This window comes from Flavobacterium sp. (genome assembly GCF_044360715.1).
Classification (GTDB): domain Bacteria; phylum Bacteroidota; class Bacteroidia; order Flavobacteriales; family Flavobacteriaceae; genus Flavobacterium.
In genome coordinates this window covers 18,260-35,647 of sequence record NZ_JBIKJY010000016.1, presented here as the reverse complement: position 1 = coordinate 35,647, position 17,388 = coordinate 18,260, and the positions used below count along the sequence as shown (strand labels likewise).

The 17,388-nt window shown below is 31.8% G+C and carries 14 protein-coding genes; 7 read left to right on the top strand and 7 right to left on the bottom strand.

All coding sequences use genetic code 11. The features are described from left to right. Positions 1 to 16 precede the first annotated feature (16 nt). Positions 17 to 694 (top strand): Crp/Fnr family transcriptional regulator, encoded by a 678-nt coding sequence (locus ACIQ16_RS06840; protein WP_396149927.1) that lies wholly within the window; start codon positions 17 to 19, stop codon positions 692 to 694. A 60-nt stretch (positions 695 to 754) separates the two neighbouring features. Then, positions 755 to 1,213 carry an RNA methyltransferase gene (locus tag ACIQ16_RS06835; RefSeq protein WP_291241846.1) on the top strand — a complete coding sequence of 153 codons (459 nt, stop codon included), beginning with the start codon at positions 755 to 757 and terminating at the stop codon, positions 1,211 to 1,213. 3 nt (positions 1,214 to 1,216) lie between these two features. On the opposite strand, the gene ACIQ16_RS06830 is transcribed toward ACIQ16_RS06835, so the two are convergent. From ACIQ16_RS06830 to ACIQ16_RS06815, 4 genes are all read right to left on the bottom strand, one after another. After that, on the bottom strand, positions 1,217 to 2,068 hold the full coding sequence (locus tag ACIQ16_RS06830) for an aldose 1-epimerase family protein (protein WP_396149925.1): 852 nt from the start codon (positions 2,066 to 2,068) through the stop codon (positions 1,217 to 1,219). Next, positions 2,065 to 2,625, bottom strand: a complete 561-nt coding sequence (locus ACIQ16_RS06825; RefSeq protein ID WP_396149923.1) for a GNAT family N-acetyltransferase — start codon at positions 2,623 to 2,625, stop codon at positions 2,065 to 2,067. Before ACIQ16_RS06825 ends, ACIQ16_RS06830 begins: the two co-directional genes overlap by 4 nt. Before the next feature lie 123 nt (positions 2,626 to 2,748). After that, positions 2,749 to 4,323 (bottom strand): S41 family peptidase, encoded by a 1,575-nt coding sequence (locus ACIQ16_RS06820; protein WP_396149921.1) that lies wholly within the window; start codon positions 4,321 to 4,323, stop codon positions 2,749 to 2,751. A gap of 31 nt (positions 4,324 to 4,354) precedes the next feature. Continuing rightward, positions 4,355 to 5,149 (bottom strand): sulfite exporter TauE/SafE family protein, encoded by a 795-nt coding sequence (locus ACIQ16_RS06815; RefSeq protein ID WP_396149919.1) that lies wholly within the window; start codon positions 5,147 to 5,149, stop codon positions 4,355 to 4,357. A 144-nt stretch (positions 5,150 to 5,293) separates the two neighbouring features. Between ACIQ16_RS06815 and ytxJ the strand changes: the two genes are divergently transcribed. After that, entirely contained in the window at positions 5,294 to 5,692 is a 399-nt protein-coding gene (ytxJ, locus tag ACIQ16_RS06810; RefSeq protein ID WP_396149917.1) for a bacillithiol system redox-active protein YtxJ, read from the top strand. 55 nt (positions 5,693 to 5,747) lie between these two features. On the opposite strand, the gene ACIQ16_RS06805 is transcribed toward ytxJ, so the two are convergent. Both ACIQ16_RS06805 and fahA read right to left on the bottom strand, forming a co-directional pair. Continuing rightward, positions 5,748 to 6,929 carry a hypothetical protein gene (locus ACIQ16_RS06805; protein ID WP_396149915.1) on the bottom strand — a complete coding sequence of 394 codons (1,182 nt, stop codon included), beginning with the start codon at positions 6,927 to 6,929 and terminating at the stop codon, positions 5,748 to 5,750. Between the two features lie 40 nt (positions 6,930 to 6,969). Next, positions 6,970 to 8,256, bottom strand: a complete 1,287-nt coding sequence (gene fahA / locus ACIQ16_RS06800; RefSeq protein ID WP_396149913.1) for a fumarylacetoacetase — start codon at positions 8,254 to 8,256, stop codon at positions 6,970 to 6,972. 111 nt (positions 8,257 to 8,367) lie between these two features. Between fahA and glyA the strand changes: the two genes are divergently transcribed. From glyA to ACIQ16_RS06780, 4 genes are all read left to right on the top strand, one after another. Next, on the top strand, positions 8,368 to 9,642 hold the full coding sequence (glyA, locus tag ACIQ16_RS06795) for a serine hydroxymethyltransferase (RefSeq protein WP_396149911.1): 1,275 nt from the start codon (positions 8,368 to 8,370) through the stop codon (positions 9,640 to 9,642). Between the two features lie 273 nt (positions 9,643 to 9,915). Beyond that, on the top strand, positions 9,916 to 10,503 hold the full coding sequence (locus ACIQ16_RS06790; RefSeq protein ID WP_396149957.1) for a tRNA-(ms[2]io[6]A)-hydroxylase: 588 nt from the start codon (positions 9,916 to 9,918) through the stop codon (positions 10,501 to 10,503). Between the two features lie 57 nt (positions 10,504 to 10,560). Then, positions 10,561 to 12,783, top strand: a complete 2,223-nt coding sequence (locus ACIQ16_RS06785; RefSeq protein WP_396149909.1) for a M20/M25/M40 family metallo-hydrolase — start codon at positions 10,561 to 10,563, stop codon at positions 12,781 to 12,783. Positions 12,784 to 12,796: 13 nt separating this feature from the next. Further along, positions 12,797 to 13,666: a cation diffusion facilitator family transporter gene (locus tag ACIQ16_RS06780; RefSeq protein ID WP_396149907.1), complete on the top strand. Its 870-nt coding sequence runs from the start codon at positions 12,797 to 12,799 to the stop codon at positions 13,664 to 13,666. 73 nt (positions 13,667 to 13,739) lie between these two features. Here the strand turns inward: ACIQ16_RS06780 and ACIQ16_RS06775 are convergent, their stop codons facing one another. Then, positions 13,740 to 17,162 (bottom strand): methylmalonyl-CoA mutase family protein, encoded by a 3,423-nt coding sequence (locus ACIQ16_RS06775; RefSeq protein WP_396149905.1) that lies wholly within the window; start codon positions 17,160 to 17,162, stop codon positions 13,740 to 13,742. Positions 17,163 to 17,388 lie beyond the last annotated feature (226 nt).

The following is a 17,388-nucleotide window of genomic DNA, read 5'->3' as shown; positions in this document are numbered from 1 at the left end:
AATTAATTGTGATTTTATGGGGAAATGTGAACAATGCATTGTTAGAGAATTTAGTGCTATTAAGGCATTAAATAAAGATGAGTTATTGAAAATTGCCGATTGTAAAACGTCGTACACCGTAAAAAAAGGAGAAACAGTTTTTGACGAAGGCGATGCCTTAAATGGTATTTATTGTATAAAAGACGGCATTTGTAAATTATCAAAACTTAGCGATAACGGAAAAGATCAAATTGTGAAACTCGTAAAAAAAGGGGAACTTTTAGGACAACGTTCGTTAATTAGTGAAGAATCTACTAATTTAAGTGCGGTTGCTGTGGAAGATATGCAAGTTTGTTTTATTCCAAAACAAGAAATTTTACAGTTTTTTAACGAAAATAATCAGTTTTCATTAAATATGATGAAATCGGTTTGTGGCGATTTAAAAGATGCCGATGATAATATGGTGAATTTGGCACAAAAAACAGTAAAACAACGTTTGGCAGAAACCTTACTTAAATTAGAAACCGACTTTGGCATTCACGAAGATGGAAGTTTAAAAATTCAATTATCTCGTGAAGAAATAGCTGGAATGATTGGTACAGCTACTGAAAGTTGCATTCGATTACTATCTGAATTTAACAAAGAAGGTTGGATTTCTTTACATGGCAAAAAAATTACCCTTTCCAATAAAAGAGAATTACAAAGGATAATTTAAATAGATTATAGACTTCAAATCATAGACGTATAATCTGCTGTATATTTTACATATCCCAATATGAACGATAATTTTATAAACGAATTTTTTGGAATAGGCATACAAAACGGTAAAACACCTGAAAACTTAGGAATGCTTTGGCGTTCGGCTCAGAATTTTGGTGCGAGTTTTATTTTCACCATTGGAAAACGGTATGCTAAACAAGCTTGCGATACACACAACGCAGTAAAAGCGATTCCATATTTTCATTATGATACTTTTGAAGCATTTTACGAAAACTTACCTAAAGGCGCAAGATTAGTTGGCGTTGAACTTGATGATGCCGCAGTAGATTTAGAAACCTTTCATCATCCACAACGATGTGTATACTTATTAGGCGCAGAAGATCATGGAATGACTAAAAAAGCTATGGAAAAATGCCACCATTTAGTAAAATTTAAATCGGAAAAAAGTTTAAATGTTTCTGTAGCTGGAAGTATTATTTTATATGACAGAGGGCTGAATAAACCCAGAATTTAATACTTATTCTAAAATTTCAATTCGGATGGCTCTTAAAAAATCTTCACCAGCTGGTAAATGATTCATTCCTTCTTTTTCTTCTAATTTTCCGTTGTGATTTATGGCATCTGCTAAACCACACCAAGGCTCAATACATAAATATGGAGCATTTTGTTTGGTCCAAATTCCTAAATATGGAAAATGATCGTAATTTACTTTTAAAATCGCTTTGTCATTATTTTTTAAAGTAACTTCATTTGAATTTAATTGTTTAAAAACCAATGCATCTTTTTCGAATAAAGCATAATTTAAAGCAATAGCATTGTTTTTTGTATCAACCAAAGTTGTTTTTCCAATAAAACTTTCATTTTCTAAATGGTGCGTTTCAAAAGTATCTGCTGCATTAAATTCTAATGAATAATTTTCAAATTTATCTGAAATTGCAAAGGCAGGATGTGCTCCAATAGAAAAAGGAAGTACTTCATCCGATTGATTTCTTACAAAGTATTCAATAACTAATTCGTTTTCCATTAATGTATATGCCATTAATAACTTAAAACTAAAAGGATAAATTGCTTTTGTTTCTTCGGTTTCATTAAGTTCAAAAATAACTTGATAATCACTTTTTTTATCGAATGAAAATTCCATATTTCTGGCAAATCCGTGACGTGGTAATTGATACGTTTTACCATTAAATGAATAACTATCATTTTTTAAACGACCAACTATAGGGAACAATACCGGTGAGGTTTTATCCCAATACGTTTCATCGATATTCCAGATGTAATTTTTATTGTTTTTAACTAATGAAATTAATTCGGCACCCAGTGTATTAATGGTTGCTGTTAAAGTTGTGTTTGAAATTGTAACTATCATTTTTTAAATTCTTTTTTTAATAATCCGTAATGTACCGAATCCCAAAACCTTCCATCAAAGTATTCATTTTCAATAAAATGGGCTTCCTTTCTAAATCCGTTTTTAACTAAAACTTTCTCTGAACCTATATTATCTGGATCGATTACTGCTTCAACAGAGTGAAATCCGACAGTAATAAAGGCATAATTCAGCATAGCTTTTACAGCTTCAGACACATATCCTTTTCCATCATATTCTGGTAAAATCATATATCCAATCTCGGTACGATAATTTTCTGGTTGTACTCTATAAAACCCCATAAAGCCAATTAGTTTATCTGAATTTTTTAAGCAAACACCCCAATTAATATCGGTATTTTCATCAATTTTAGAGTTCATCATTTGAATCATCGCCAAAGCCTCACCTTCATTTTGTAGAATTGGTCGTGGCACGAATTTCATTCTTTCTGGACTACTTCTTATTTTATAAACTTCTGGAGCATCTGAGTCTTTAAGTCTTCTTAAAACCAATCGTTCTGATTCCAAAATTGGAAAGGGTTGAAAATTTATGGTAAGCATATTTTTTAATTTTGATAAATATTGTATTTTATTTAACCGCAAAGTTCGCAAAGATTTTCGTAAGGCTCGCTAAGGATTTATTGATTTCTAAAATTTTAATAATTTCTATAATCTGTGTTGTACCTATTTATTTTTGGGTTTAATTAATAATTCTACTTCTTTTTCTCTTCGAATATCCTCTAAAATCCAATTCAATTCTGGATCGATATTGTTTTTTCTGTCTTCTAAAGTAGGTAAAATTTCTTTATCTGGATAAATTCCTCTTCCTTCAATATTTGTTTTACCCGCGGCACTTACTAAAGCTAAACCTATTCGTAAATTCACTTTACTATTTGGCAATTGCACCAAAGGCATTTGAGCAGCAACCGTTCCGTTATAAGCACCTCCAGTTTCTTCACCAACAAAGAAAGCACGTTGATTTGACTTTAAATTTGAAGAAATAATACTTGCTGCCGAAAAACTACCACCATTAATTAACACGTAAATTTTTCCTTTAAAATTATTCGGTTTTGGCTTTCTTTGTTTAGAATGTCGATTACTTAAATAGGTCCCACTTGCTTCTTTTCTAGTTTTAAAATAAAATAAAGGATAAAAAATAGGCGCGCCTAAAATCTTAAAAAACTTAGTAACATAACCACTTCCTTTAAAATAATTCATATGTAAAAAACTGGTTTTTGATACTACTTCGTAATCATCAATAAAGACAAAAGGTTCCAGCGTTAAATAACTATATAAATCAGCAATTTCATTCAATCTTCCGCCACCATTATTACGCAAATCAATAATTAAATTTTTAGTGTTTGCTACAGATAATATGTTAAAAGCATCTTCGTAAAAATCGTGATAATTTCCATTTGAAAACTGTTTAATCGATATCATTGCAGTGATACTATCTTTATCCAAAAATTTTAATTCTCTGGTAAATGTTTTAGTATCGCTATTAAAGCCGTATTTACTATTAAATTTGGCTTTTTCTTTTCTTTCTTTTTTTGATAATTTCGGCTTCTTTTGATTTGAATTTGAACCGAATGTGTCTCGTTTCACAACAAAAAGAGAATCCTTTCCTTCAAGTTTTAGGAGTAAATGTAAACTATCTTGTACTTTTCCTTTATCTAAATTAAAAAACGCACCGAAATATTTTCCTAAATATCTATTAATAAAGGTTGTATTAAAACCGTCCGAAGCTATTCTTTTAGAAAATAATGAAATTAAATCGGATGGTTTTTCAGAATTTATGGAAACAACTTCAGTATTCGCTAAAATAGTATTACGCGATCGATTTTTTAAAATTATTAATTTGTTGTCGATATATTCAAAATCAAATTGTGAAAAAGGTGATTTTCCTTTTTTATTTAGTGCCTTTGTTTCTTTTTTTGTAGATTTTGGTAAACTTGGTGAAACGCTTAAATGTCCTTGTCCAACATTTTTAACCACTTGGCTCAATTCTTTATAAAAAGCCAAACCCGTCATAGGTTGTTGAATGGATTTTTTTAAGCTATCAAACTTATAATCTAATTTTTCTTTTGAAATGTACCAATACAATTTTGGATGTAATTGTTTGAGTTTTTTATACGAATAATCTACATCTTTTTGAAGCTTTTTTGCTGCAATAGGTTGTGTTAATTGCTGATTAAACTTCTTGGTAGATTGACAAGAAAATAGAAATAGCGTACCGAAAAGGATAATAAAGTTCTTCATAAATTTGGGGTTTTTATAATGAAAAACAAATCTAACTAAAAAAAACATCATATCCATAACGAAAAATCATTATGACTACAACAAATAAAAATAATTTACGAATAAACTGATTGCCTTTTAAAATAGCCATTCTGGTACCAATTATACTTCCTGATATATTGGAAATCGCCATAATAATTGCAATTTCTAAAATATAATTTCCTTGCGAAATAAACACGTAAAGCGCAGAAATATTGGTGATGCAATTAATTACTTTTGCATATGCGGAAGCTTCTAAAAACTCAAATCCCAAAAGTGCTACAAATCCTAAAACCAAGAAACTTCCTGTTCCTGGACCTAAAAAACCATCATAAAAACCAATAATAATACCCAGTAAAAATCCAAATAAATACTTTTTTTTATAGGATAATACTTTTGTAGCAAAAGAACCAAAATCTTTCTTTTTAAATGTATAAATAGCAATTGCAATTAACATAAAAAAGATAAAAGGTTTCAGAATGTTCACATCGATTCGAGTAACCAATTTCGCACCAATAAAAGAAAAAATAAAGGAGCTAAAAGCAGTAATTAATAATAATTTCCAATTGAACGTTACTCGTTTTGCATATTGAACAGCTGCTATAGAAGTACCTGAAAGCCCGGCTATTTTGTTAGTCCCAAAAGCAGTTGGCACTGTTGAATTTGGGAACAAAATCATAAATGCAGGGAATTGTATTAATCCGCCACCGCCTACAACTGCATCAATAAAACCCGCAAAAAGCGAGGCAATAGCCATAAATATAAGTATTGAAATGTCGTGTTGTGAAAAGAGTTCGAGTAGGTTCATTAATTTTATTCAAAATATGGATGAAAATTATTTTCAAATATACTATTATTTTATAAAATTTTAAATCGACTTAAGTTGTAGTATATTTGTAAAAATAAGTTAATGTAAATTATAAAGACAAATTGTCCCATAAAACAAACAAATATGAGTTTTTTCAAAAATATCTTTAAAGAAAATGTAAATTCTTCAAAGGAAGAAGTAAATGAGACAGCCAAATTTTTCACATTAGATAAAATGGAACAATTTGATGAAATAGATGAAATTTCTCAAACAAAACCGGTTGTCCTTTTCAAACACAGTACAAGATGTAGCATCAGTAGAATGGCGCTAAAACAATTTGATGCCGAATTTAATTATCCTGAAGAAAAAATTGATTGGTATTTATTGGATTTGTTAAATCACAGAGATTTATCTAATGAAATTGCAAACAGATATAACGTAGTACATCAATCGCCACAAATAGTAGTGATCAGAAATGGAAAAGCGGTTTTTAATGAATCACACGATAGTATTTCTGCGGAAGATTTAAAGCAGTTTACTTAATTTAAAATAAAAAAATCGCTTTTAAAATTTTAAAAGCGATTTTTTTATTCATTATTTATCTTCTAAATCTGTTGCCTGAAATTATAGATTTCAATTTTGCTTTTAAATCTTCACCTGAATCATAAACCATTTGTTCGTTTGTTGGAAACGGTACTGCTCTTCTGTCAAAATATTGAAAATAATCTTGTTCACAAGCTCGTTTATCTCCATTATAATTAGCATATATATAATTAAAAACAAATTCACTTGATAACGGATAGGCATCAATTAATTGTTTTGTGTTTAAATCGTAAAATTCAACTTTAGCAGTGGTTTGCACAGATTTAAATTGGGTAAATTCATAAATGCTTGCTGAAATTGTTTTCATAACATCTACAACCATCGGTTTACCTTCAGAATCTTTAACTTGAACACCTTTGTCATCTAAAAGTGGTTTTGTTCCGTCTTTAATTTGTTTTTCTTTAACAAATTGTTTTTCTCTAACTTGTTCTGGTGAAATTTTAATTTCTCTGAAATTTACAACCAATGAAAAATCATAAAAAATATCGCTTTGCTTTTTATTATGATATACTGTCCATTTATCATTAATTCCGTACGTACTAAAATCCAATAAATCATCTTGTAAACGAGATGGAATAACCATATTTGTTTCGTTTTTAGTCGACACAAATACAAAATCAGTTCCTTTAAATTTCGCTTGATCCATTAAATCAAGGACATCTTTATAGTTAGGATTTAACTTATCTAAGTAAGCTAAATCATCATACGCTTCACGAATGACTAATTTATTTTTAGAAGCAAGTAGTTTTTTCGCATTATCATATAAATAAATAGACAAATCAGATTTACTCGCAATTAATTCGTTAGAATAATCATTAAAAGGAAAAATAGCGTTTCTGTTTTCTTTCAATAACATTAAAGGTAAAACACCTCTTATTCTATCTTGTCGATTGTGTAATTGATTATACAAATTATAGATTTTCTCTAAATTTGCTGGATTTTTTTCTTTTACCAATAATGATAAATTATTTAAATCACGTTCTTTCGCTTTGGCAAATGCTTCTTCCAAAAGATATACATAATCTTGATTTCCTTTGGCATTTTTATTTGTTCTTAAACCATCTAAAGCTCTTTCAATAGCGCCATCATAGTCGCCATTACTTAACATAGACTGCGTTTTTTTTACTCCACAGGAAAACAAAAACAAGGTTAGTAATAGTAAAATAATTCTTTTCATATATACACTTTTAGATTTGGGAAACAATAGCGTGCTTAATTTAAAATTTCAATTCAATAGCTGGAAGTAATTTGCTTGATACTTCTCCAAAACCAATTCTAATTTGGTCATTTTGACAATATCCTCTAATAATTACCGTGTCGTTATCATTAATAAATTTACGTTCTGAACCATCATTCATTTTAATTGGATTTTGTCCACCCCAAGACAATTCTAACATTGAACCGAAAGAATCTGGTGTTGGTCCTGAAATCGTACCACTTCCCATCATATCTCCAGAATTCACTCTACAACCATTTATTGTATGATGTGCCAATTGCTGACTCATAGTCCAATACATGTATTTAAAATTAGAGTTTGACACTATAGTTTCAACAGCATTTTCTGGCTGAATGGCTACTTGTAAATTAATATCGTAAGAATGATTACCGGTTTGTTGTAAATAAGGCAATGGTGTTGGTTGTTGTTCAGGTGATGAGCATTTAAAGGGCTGTAAAGCATCCAAAGTAACAATCCAAGGTGATATTGATGATGCAAAGTTTTTTGCTAAAAATGGCCCTAATGGTACATATTCCCATTTTTGAATATCTCTTGCCGACCAGTCGTTAAATAAAACCATTCCGAAAATACATTCTTCTGCATCTGCTACAGAAACAGGTTCTCCCATCAAATTTGCATCCGTAGTAATAAAAGCAGTTTCTAATTCGAAATCTACCAATCTTGAAGGTCCAAAAACAGGTTGTGTTTCGCCATTTGGCAACGTTTGTCCGTATGGTCTGTGAACTGGAATTCCACTTGGTACAATCGTTGAACTTCTTCCGTGATATCCTACTGGAATATGCAACCAGTTTGGTAATAATGCATTTTCTGGATCGCGAAACATTTTTCCTACATTAGTAGCGTGCTCTTTACTTGAATAAAAATCCGTATAATCACCAATTTGAACTGGTAATAACATTTCAACATCATCTATTTTAAAAATAACAATGTTTTTATGTGAATCGTTATCTCTTAATTTCGGATTGGTATCTAAAAAGATATCCGATAATCTATTTCGTACTAAACGCCAAGTTTTTCTTCCGTCAGAAATAAAATCGTTAAGCGTATCTTGCATAAACATATCATCAGTAAGTTCAATGCCGTCAAAATAGCCTAATTGTTGTAAAGCTCCCATATCAATAGCGTAATCACCTATTCTGGTCCCTATTGTAACTACATCTTCTTTAGTGATAAATACTCCAAATGGGATGTTTTGGATTGGAAAATCACTATCTTTTTTAATATCTAACCAAGATTTTCTACTTGGGTCATTAGCTAAATTTGGCATATCTATTCCTTAAATTATTTTGTTGATAATTGAGCAATCAAAATTAAACTATAGATTCAATTTACCAAACATTTTTTGTATTTTTGACAAAATTTAAATTTATACTAAAAAATGCAACGCGACGAACTTATTTTTGACCTAATTTTAGACGAGCAAGACAGACAAATTCACGGAATTGAATTAATTGCTTCAGAAAACTTTGTGAGCGACCAAGTTATGGAAGCTGCTGGTTCATGTTTAACCAATAAATACGCAGAAGGATATCCTGGAAAAAGATATTATGGTGGTTGCGAAGTAGTAGATATTGTAGAGCAAGTTGCTATTGATCGAGTAAAAGAATTATTTGGAGCTGAATATGCTAATGTACAACCACATTCTGGTTCGCAGGCAAATACAGCTGTTTTTGCAGCATGTTTAAAACCAGGAGATAAAATTTTAGGATTCGATTTGGCCCACGGTGGGCATTTAACCCATGGATCTCCAGTAAATTTTTCAGGTAAATTATATACTGCAAGTTTTTATGGTGTAGAAGAAGAAACTGGATTATTAAATTACGATAAAATACAAGAAATTGCAACTAAGGAAAAACCTAAAATGATTATTGCAGGAGCATCGGCTTATTCTCGTGATATGGATTTTAAACGTTTCCGTGAAATTGCAGATTCAGTTGGAGCATTATTATTAGCTGATATTTCACATCCTTCTGGATTGATTGCAAAAGGCTTGTTAAATGATCCAATTCCTCACTGTCATATAGTAACAACTACTACACATAAGACTTTACGTGGTCCTCGTGGTGGATTAATTATGATGGGAAAAGATTTTGAAAACCCTTGGGGATTAACTACTCCAAAAGGCGATATTAGAATGATGAGTCATATATTAGATATGTCTGTTTTCCCTGGAAATCAAGGAGGTCCGTTAATGCATATTATTGCCGCTAAAGCAGTAGCATTTGGTGAAGCGCTAACAGATGAATTTTTCCGTTATGCCTTACAAATGCAAAAAAATGCAAAAGCTATGGCAGAAGCGTTCAACAAAAGAGGTTATAAATTAATTTCTGGAGGAACTGATAATCACATGATGTTGATTGATTTACGTAACAAAAATATTTCTGGTAAAGATGCAGAAAACGCATTGGTTAAAGCAGAAATAACAGTAAATAAAAACATGGTACCTTTTGACGATAAATCGCCATTCGTAACTTCAGGAATTCGTGTTGGAACACCAGCAATTACAACTCGTGGATTAGTTGAAGAAGATATGGAAACCGTTGTTGCTTTAATTGATAAAGTATTAATGAATTACACTAATGAAGCTATAATAGAAGAAGTAGCTGAAGAAGTTAACGAACTTATGGGCGAAAGAGCTATGTTTGTTTTTTAATTTAGTTTAAAAGTGTAACAGTTTATTAGTTTAAAAGGTATTGAGTAAAATTGTTTAAAAAGTAATGACTATAAGTTTAAAAATTTTTGTGTTAAAATAATCCATTTATTTTTTTATAATCGTCAAATATTAAAACAAATTTTATCTGTAATACCTTTTATTCTTTTAAAACAAAATTTAAGTTTGAATTGTAACCGTAACACAACACCTTTTAAACTCTTAAACAAATAAACTCATAAACATTATAAACCTCATAACCTTAAAATTATGTCTATTTTACGATTGCAATTACCCACCGATCCAAGATGGGCAAATATAGTAGAAGAAAACTTAGAAGATATTTTAAGTGACCATGCTTGGTGCGAACAAAAAGCAGCCACAAATGCCATAATGCTTATTATTAATAATGCAGAGAAAGAAGATTTGGTTACAGAAATGACTGCGATTTCTATTGAAGAAATGCAACATTTTCAAATGGTTCATGATATTATTAAGGCACGTGGTTATGAATTTTTAAGGGAAAGAAAAGACGATTATGTGAACGATTTAATGAAATTTTTAAAAAAGTCCTCAGACGGAAGTCGTGAAGGCGGATTAATAGAACGTTTACTTTTTGCAGCTATGATTGAAGCCAGAAGTTGCGAACGATTTAAAGTACTTTCTGAAAATTTAAAAGACGAAGAATTAGCACAGTTTTATAGAGATTTAATGGAAAGTGAAGCCGCTCATTATACCACTTTTATAAACTTAGCCAGAAAATACGCTGGAAATATCGATGTAGAAAAACGCTGGAAAGCATGGTTAGCATACGAAGCGAGTGTAATCGCTAAATATGGTGAAGGTGTTACTGTACATGGCTAAAAGTCGAAAGTCAAAAGCAGATAGAATCTTTAAAAAATAAATAAAATATAAAATAAAATGGTAATAAATAAATACGCATTTCTATCGTTTCTATTTCTTTCATTAACCGTTCAAGGACAAGAAAGAAATCTAAGAAATATAAAAAAACTAACTTTTGGTGGTGATAATGCTGAGGCATATTTTAGTCCGGATAGTAAAAACTTAACCATGCAAGTTACCAATACTCAATTTGGTGTGCCTTGCGATCAAATTTACTCGTTAGATTTGACGCAACCTATAACTGATTTTAACAATCTGAAATTAGTATCTACAGGTAAAGGAAGAACCACTTGTTCATATTATATGCCAGATGGCAAACACATTATTTATGCCTCTACGCATGAAGCGAATGTAGCTTGCCCTGCTCCGCCAAAACCAAAAGACGGAAAATACCTATGGGCCATTTATCCTGAATTTGAAATTTATATGGCAACTAAATCTGGTGAAATTGTAAAAAAATTAACTAATTCTCCGGGTTATGATGCAGAAGCGGTGGTTTCTCCTGACGGAAAAAAAATAGCCTTCACAAGTATTCGTTCTGGTGATTTAGAAATTTATACTATGGATATTGACGGAAGTAATTTAAAACAAATTACGTTTGGTTTGGGATATGATGGCGGATGTTTCTTTTCACACGACAGTAAAAAATTAGTCTTTCGTTCCTCTCGTCCTACCACAGAAAAAGACGTTAAAGAATACAAAGATTTATTGGCAGAAAATTTAGTGATGCCAACTAATATGGAAATTTATACTTGTAATATTGATGGCTCAGATTTAAAACAAATCACCAAATTAGGTAAAGCCAATTGGGCGCCCTTTTTTCATCCATCAGACAAAAAAATTATTTTTTCATCCAATCATCACGCTACTAAAGGATATGATTTTCAATTATATATGATTAATATCGATGGTACGGGATTGAAACAAATTACCTATGAAAGTGAATTTAATGCGTTTCCACAATTTTCCCCTGACGGAAAAAAATTAGTATTTTCAAGTAATCGCCAACAAGAAAAAGCACGTGAAACAAATGTTTTTATTGCAGATTGGGTAGAAACAGATGAAGTTGAAAATGCGGATAGTAAAAATTTAAAAAAACATATTTCGTATTTAGCTTCTGATGCCTTAGAGGGAAGACTTTCAGGAAGTAAAGCTGAGAAAACAGCAGCAAAATATATTGAAAGTGAATTTAAAAAATTAGGTTTACAACCATACAACAAAACATTTTTACAACCTTTTTCATATCGCTACAAAACCAATCCACATGCAGATTCAACAGTTGTAGGAGATTTATTAAATTCAAACAATGTAGTAGCTTACTTGGACAATGGCGCAAATAAAACAATCGTAATTGGTGCACATTATGACCACTTAGGAAGAAACGAACATAATAATTCTACCAAACCTTTTTCAAAAGGAATGATTCATAATGGTGCAGACGACAATGCTTCTGGTGTTGCTGGTGTGTTAGATTTGGCTCGTATCTATGCAAAAAACAACACAAAAGAAAAAGTAAATTTCATTTTCGCTCTGTTTTCTGGTGAAGAAGATGGCTTAATTGGTTCGAAGTATATGGCTGAATCAATTAAAACATTGTATCCAAATGTAATCACAATGATTAATATGGATATGATTGGAAGATTAGACGACAAAAAAAGTCTTGTAGTTGGTGGAACTGGCACCTCTCCTATTTTCTCAGAATTAATTCAACGTAACAAACCCGCGGGATTTGGAGTTACAGAAGAAACTGGCGGAATTGGACCATCTGATCATACTTCATTTTACTTAAAAGATATTCCAGTACTGTTTTTATTTACAGGAACGCATGAAGACTATCACAAACCAAGTGATGATGAAGAAAAAATTAATTATTATGGCGTAACCAATATTGTAAATTATGTTTTTAGAATCACAAATGAATTGGCCGATAAAGAAAATATAGAATTTACCAAAACCAAAATAAACAGCGAAAAGAAAATGGCAAAATACAAAGTAACACTTGGAATTATGCCTGATTATGCAGAGCATGGAGATGGTTTACACGTAGATGGTGTTACTGAAGACCGTCCAGCGATAAAAGCCGGAATTAAAGAAGGAGATATAATTACTAAAATTGGTGATTGCGAAGTAAAAGAAGTTTATAGTTATATGGAATGTTTATCTAAAATTAACTCCGGTGAAACGAAAGAAGTTATTTTTATTAGAGACGGAAAAACTAATAAGGTAAACGTAACTTTTTAACAAAAACAAGTAAATGACAAACGAGCAAACCGCTATAAAAGCTACCTATTTTAGTATTATTGGTAATACAAGCTTAGCACTTATTAAAGGATTGGCTGGTTTTTTCGGAAATTCTTATGCATTATTAGCTGATGCAATTGAATCTACAACGGATATTTTTGCTTCGTTTTTAGTTTTATTTGGAATTAAATATTCTAACCGACCTGCAGATGAAAATCATCCCTATGGACATGGAAGAGCCGAACCTTTAATTACTTTTCTTGTAGTAGGATTTTTAATTACTTCTGCTACAATTATTGCTTATGAAAGTATATTAAATATTGGGACGCCTCATGATTTACCAAAATCGTGGACACTAATCGTATTGGCATTAATTATTTTATGGAAAGAATACTCATTTCAAAAAGTAATGAAAAAAAGTATTATTACCAATAGCTCTTCTTTAAAAGCAGATGCTTGGCACCATAGAAGTGACGCGATAACTTCGGTTGCCGCTTTTATAGGAATTTCAATTGCTTTAATTTTAGGAAAAGGATACGAATCTGCTGATGATTGGGCAGCTTTATTAGCTTCTTTTTTTATTCTATATAATAGTTATATGATTTTCCGACCTGCACTTGGTGAAATTATGGATGAACATCGTTATGATGATTTAGTAGAAAATATTCGTCAAGAATCGTTAAAAGTTGATGGAATTATCGGTACAGAGAAATGCTTTATCAGAAAAGCTGGAATGAAATATCATGTTGACTTACATGCTATTGTAGATGCAAAAATTTCCGTTAAAGAAGGACACGATTTGGCTCATAAACTAAAAGACACCTTAAGAAGTAAAATATTAGAGTTAGGACATGTCTTAATTCATATTGAACCGAATGAGTAGAAGTAAAAAACACCCAATTACAAAATTGTAATTGGGTGTTTTTATATTTAACAAATGTAAAAAACTTAAAATTTTACATGTTGCGTCTGTACTGTCCTCCTACTTCAAATAATCCGCTAGTAATTTGACCTAACGAACACACTTTTGTAGCTTCCATTAATAAGGCAAATATATTTTCGTTTTTAATTGCCGCATTTTGTAATAATTCAATTTGATTAGAAACTGTATCTGCATTTGCTTGTTGCAGATTCGTTAGCATTGCTATTTGATAGGCTTTCTCTTCTTCCGTTGCACGAATAACCTCAGCAGGAATAACCGTTGGAGATCCTTTTGAACTTAAGAAGGTATTTACACCAATAATCGGAAATTCACCTGTATGTTTCAGGGTTTCATAATATAAGCTTTCTTCCTGAATTTTAGAACGTTGGTACATGGTTTCCATTGCTCCCAATACACCGCCACGTTCTGTGATTCGGTCAAATTCTTGTAAAACAGCATCTTCAACTAAATCAGTTAATTCTTCAATAATGAAAGAACCTTGAATTGGGTTTTCGTTTTTCGCTAAACCTAATTCTTTATTAATAATCAACTGAATCGCCATAGCTCTTCGTACTGATTCTTCGGTTGGTGTGGTAATCGCTTCGTCATAAGCATTGGTATGTAACGAGTTACAGTTGTCGTAAATCGCATACAAAGCTTGTAGCGTGGTACGAATATCATTAAAATCAATTTCTTGGGCATGTAACGAACGTCCAGACGTTTGAATGTGGTATTTCAACATTTGTGCTCTTTCATTCGCTCCATATTTGTTTTTCATAGCTTTCGCCCAAATTTTTCGAGCTACACGACCAATAACTGCATATTCTGGATCCACTCCGTTAGAGAAAAAGAACGATAAATTTGGACCGAAATCATTGATGTTCATTCCGCGACTCAAATAGTATTCCACGTAAGTGAAACCATTAGCTAACGTAAATGCCAATTGCGTAATTGGGTTCGCGCCCGCTTCAGCAATGTGATATCCTGAAATAGAAACTGAATAAAAATTACGAACGTTTTCTTTAATGAAATAGTCTTGTACGTCGCCCATTAAACGTAAAGCAAATTCTGTAGAGAAAATACACGTATTTTGTGCTTGATCTTCTTTTAAAATATCGGCTTGAACTGTACCACGGACTTGTGCTAAAGTTTTGATTTTTATATCTAGGTACACCTCAAAAGGTAAAACTTGATCACCTGTAACGCCTAAAAGCATCAAACCTAAACCATTATTCCCTTCTGGCAAATCGCCTTGATACGTCGGACGCGTTACGCCTTTTTGCTTATAAATCTCGTTGATTTTAGCTTCGACTTCAGCTTGTAAACCATTTTCAATAATGTATTTTTCACAGTTTTGATCGATAGCTGCATTCATAAAGAATCCCAACAACATTGGTGCTGGTCCATTAATCGTCATAGATACAGAAGTCATTGGATGACTCAAATCGAAACCAGAATACAATTTCTTCGCATCGTCTAAACAACAAATCGAAACTCCGGCATTTCCAATTTTTCCATAAATATCAGGACGAATGTGAGGGTCATTTCCGTACAAAGTCACCGAATCAAAAGCTGTTGATAATCGTTTTGCTGGCAATCCTGCAGACACATAATGAAAACGCTTATTCGTTCGTTCTGGACCACCTTCACCAGCAAACATTCTACTTGGATCTTCGCCTTCTCTTTTAAATGGATATAAACCAGACGCAAAAGGAAATTCTCCTGGAACATTTTCTTGTAAATTCCATTTTAAAATATCGCCCCAAGCTTGGTATTTTGGTAACGCTACTTTTGGAATTTGCGAATGCGAAAGCGATTCGGTATGTGTTGCGATTTTAATTTCTTTATCTCGAACTTTAAAACTATAAACTGGATTTTTGTATTTGTTTACTTTTTCGTCCCAAGTTAAAATGATTTCCCAGTTGTAAGGATCTAAGTTCATTTTTACTTTATCAAATTGATCTAAAAGTAAATTCATAAAAACTTGAGATTCCTTCGGAATGACAAAATTATGGTCAATTCCAGCTTTGGTTAACATTGGTTTGGTTTCCGATATCGATTCCACAGTTTTGAAAATTCCGTATAATTTTTGAGCTACTTCTACTTGAGAAAGTGCCGTTTCATCGTATTTTCTATTATTTTCTGCAATTTCAGATAAATAACGCGTTCTGTGTGGTGGAATTACGAAAATTTTCTCACTCATTTCGCGTGTAATTTCAAAAGTAGATTGTAATTCAGCTCCTGTTTTTTCTACAATCTTATCCATAATGGATTTGTACAACGTGTTCATTCCTGGATCGTTAAACTGTGATGCAATTGTGCCGAAAATAGGCATCTTATCTGTATCTACATCCCATAAATTATGATTGCGTTGGTATTGTTTTTTGACATCTCGAATCGCATCTAAAGCACCACGTTTGTCGAATTTATTCAGCGCCACTAAATCCGCAAAATCCAACATATCGATTTTTTCCAATTGTGTTGCTGCTCCAAACTCGGGAGTCATTACGTATAACGAAACATCTGAATGCTCTATAATTTCAGTATCCGATTGTCCAATTCCAGACGTTTCTAAAATAATGATATCGTATTTAGCAGCTTTCAATACTTCGATAGCTTCTGCCACATATTTTGACAAGGCTAAATTGGATTGACGAGTTGCCAACGAACGCATATAAACTCTTGAATTGTTAATTGCATTCATACGAATTCTATCGCCCAATAAAGCGCCACCTGTTTTACGTTTTGATGGGTCAACCGAAATTAATCCGATTGTTTTTTCTGGGAAATCGATTAAAAAACGACGAACCAATTCATCTACTAAAGATGATTTTCCTGCGCCACCTGTACCGGTAATTCCTAAAACAGGAATTTTAGACGTTTCATTCTTTTGGTGAATTTGGTCAAAAAACGATTTTGCAATTTCTGGAAAATTCTCAGCGGCCGAAATTAATCTTGCAATAGCAGTTGGATTTTTTTCTTCTATATGGGATAATTCTCCAGTTAATTTATCACCAATTGGATAATCAGAACGTTTGACCAAATCATTAATCATACCTTGTAATCCCATAGCACGACCATCATCTGGAGCATAAATTCTTTCGATGCCGTATTCGTGTAATTCTGAAATTTCTGAAGGCAAGATAACGCCTCCGCCTCCGCCAAATATTTTAATATGCCCAGCTCCTTTTTCCTTAAGCAAATCGTACATGTATTTAAAATACTCGTTGTGACCTCCTTGATAAGACGTCATTGCAATCGCATTCGCATCTTCTTGAATGGCTGTATTTACAACTTCTTCAACACTTCTATCATGTCCAAGATGAATTACCTCTACACCTGTCGCTTGGATAATTCTTCGCATGATGTTAATGGCTGCATCGTGTCCGTCAAAAAGTGACGCTGCGGTTACAATTCTTACTTTATTAACAGGAATATAAGGTATTTGTGGTTCCATTTTTAAATATTAATCGATTTTAAGGGTGCAATTTACGAATTTAATAATTTTTATTTCTAATTTATAGATGTAAAAAATCAATAAAAATTTAAAAATAATGTGTTATTTGAAATTATAAAATGTGAAGTATCTAAAATCAAAAATTAGAACTAATATAAATCTTTAAATTCGATTTGATTAAAGTAACTATTTTTGAAATTTAACATGTTCTACAATAAGTATAACA

Coding starts and splice junctions, on each gene's coding strand:
- ACIQ16_RS06840 (WP_396149927.1), top strand. CDS start 17: ATGGGGAAATGTGAACAATGCATTGTTAGAGAATTTAGTGCTATTAAG.
- ACIQ16_RS06835 (WP_291241846.1), top strand. CDS start 755: ATGAACGATAATTTTATAAACGAATTTTTTGGAATAGGCATACAAAAC.
- ACIQ16_RS06830 (WP_396149925.1), bottom strand. CDS start 2,068: ATGATAGTTACAATTTCAAACACAACTTTAACAGCAACCATTAATACA.
- ACIQ16_RS06825 (WP_396149923.1), bottom strand. CDS start 2,625: ATGCTTACCATAAATTTTCAACCCTTTCCAATTTTGGAATCAGAACGA.
- ACIQ16_RS06820 (WP_396149921.1), bottom strand. CDS start 4,323: ATGAAGAACTTTATTATCCTTTTCGGTACGCTATTTCTATTTTCTTGT.
- ACIQ16_RS06815 (WP_396149919.1), bottom strand. CDS start 5,149: ATGAACCTACTCGAACTCTTTTCACAACACGACATTTCAATACTTATA.
- ytxJ (WP_396149917.1), top strand. CDS start 5,294: ATGAGTTTTTTCAAAAATATCTTTAAAGAAAATGTAAATTCTTCAAAG.
- ACIQ16_RS06805 (WP_396149915.1), bottom strand. CDS start 6,929: ATGAAAAGAATTATTTTACTATTACTAACCTTGTTTTTGTTTTCCTGT.
- fahA (WP_396149913.1), bottom strand. CDS start 8,256: ATGCCAAATTTAGCTAATGACCCAAGTAGAAAATCTTGGTTAGATATT.
- glyA (WP_396149911.1), top strand. CDS start 8,368: ATGCAACGCGACGAACTTATTTTTGACCTAATTTTAGACGAGCAAGAC.
- ACIQ16_RS06785 (WP_396149909.1), top strand. CDS start 10,561: ATGGTAATAAATAAATACGCATTTCTATCGTTTCTATTTCTTTCATTA.
- ACIQ16_RS06780 (WP_396149907.1), top strand. CDS start 12,797: ATGACAAACGAGCAAACCGCTATAAAAGCTACCTATTTTAGTATTATT.
- ACIQ16_RS06775 (WP_396149905.1), bottom strand. CDS start 17,162: ATGGAACCACAAATACCTTATATTCCTGTTAATAAAGTAAGAATTGTA.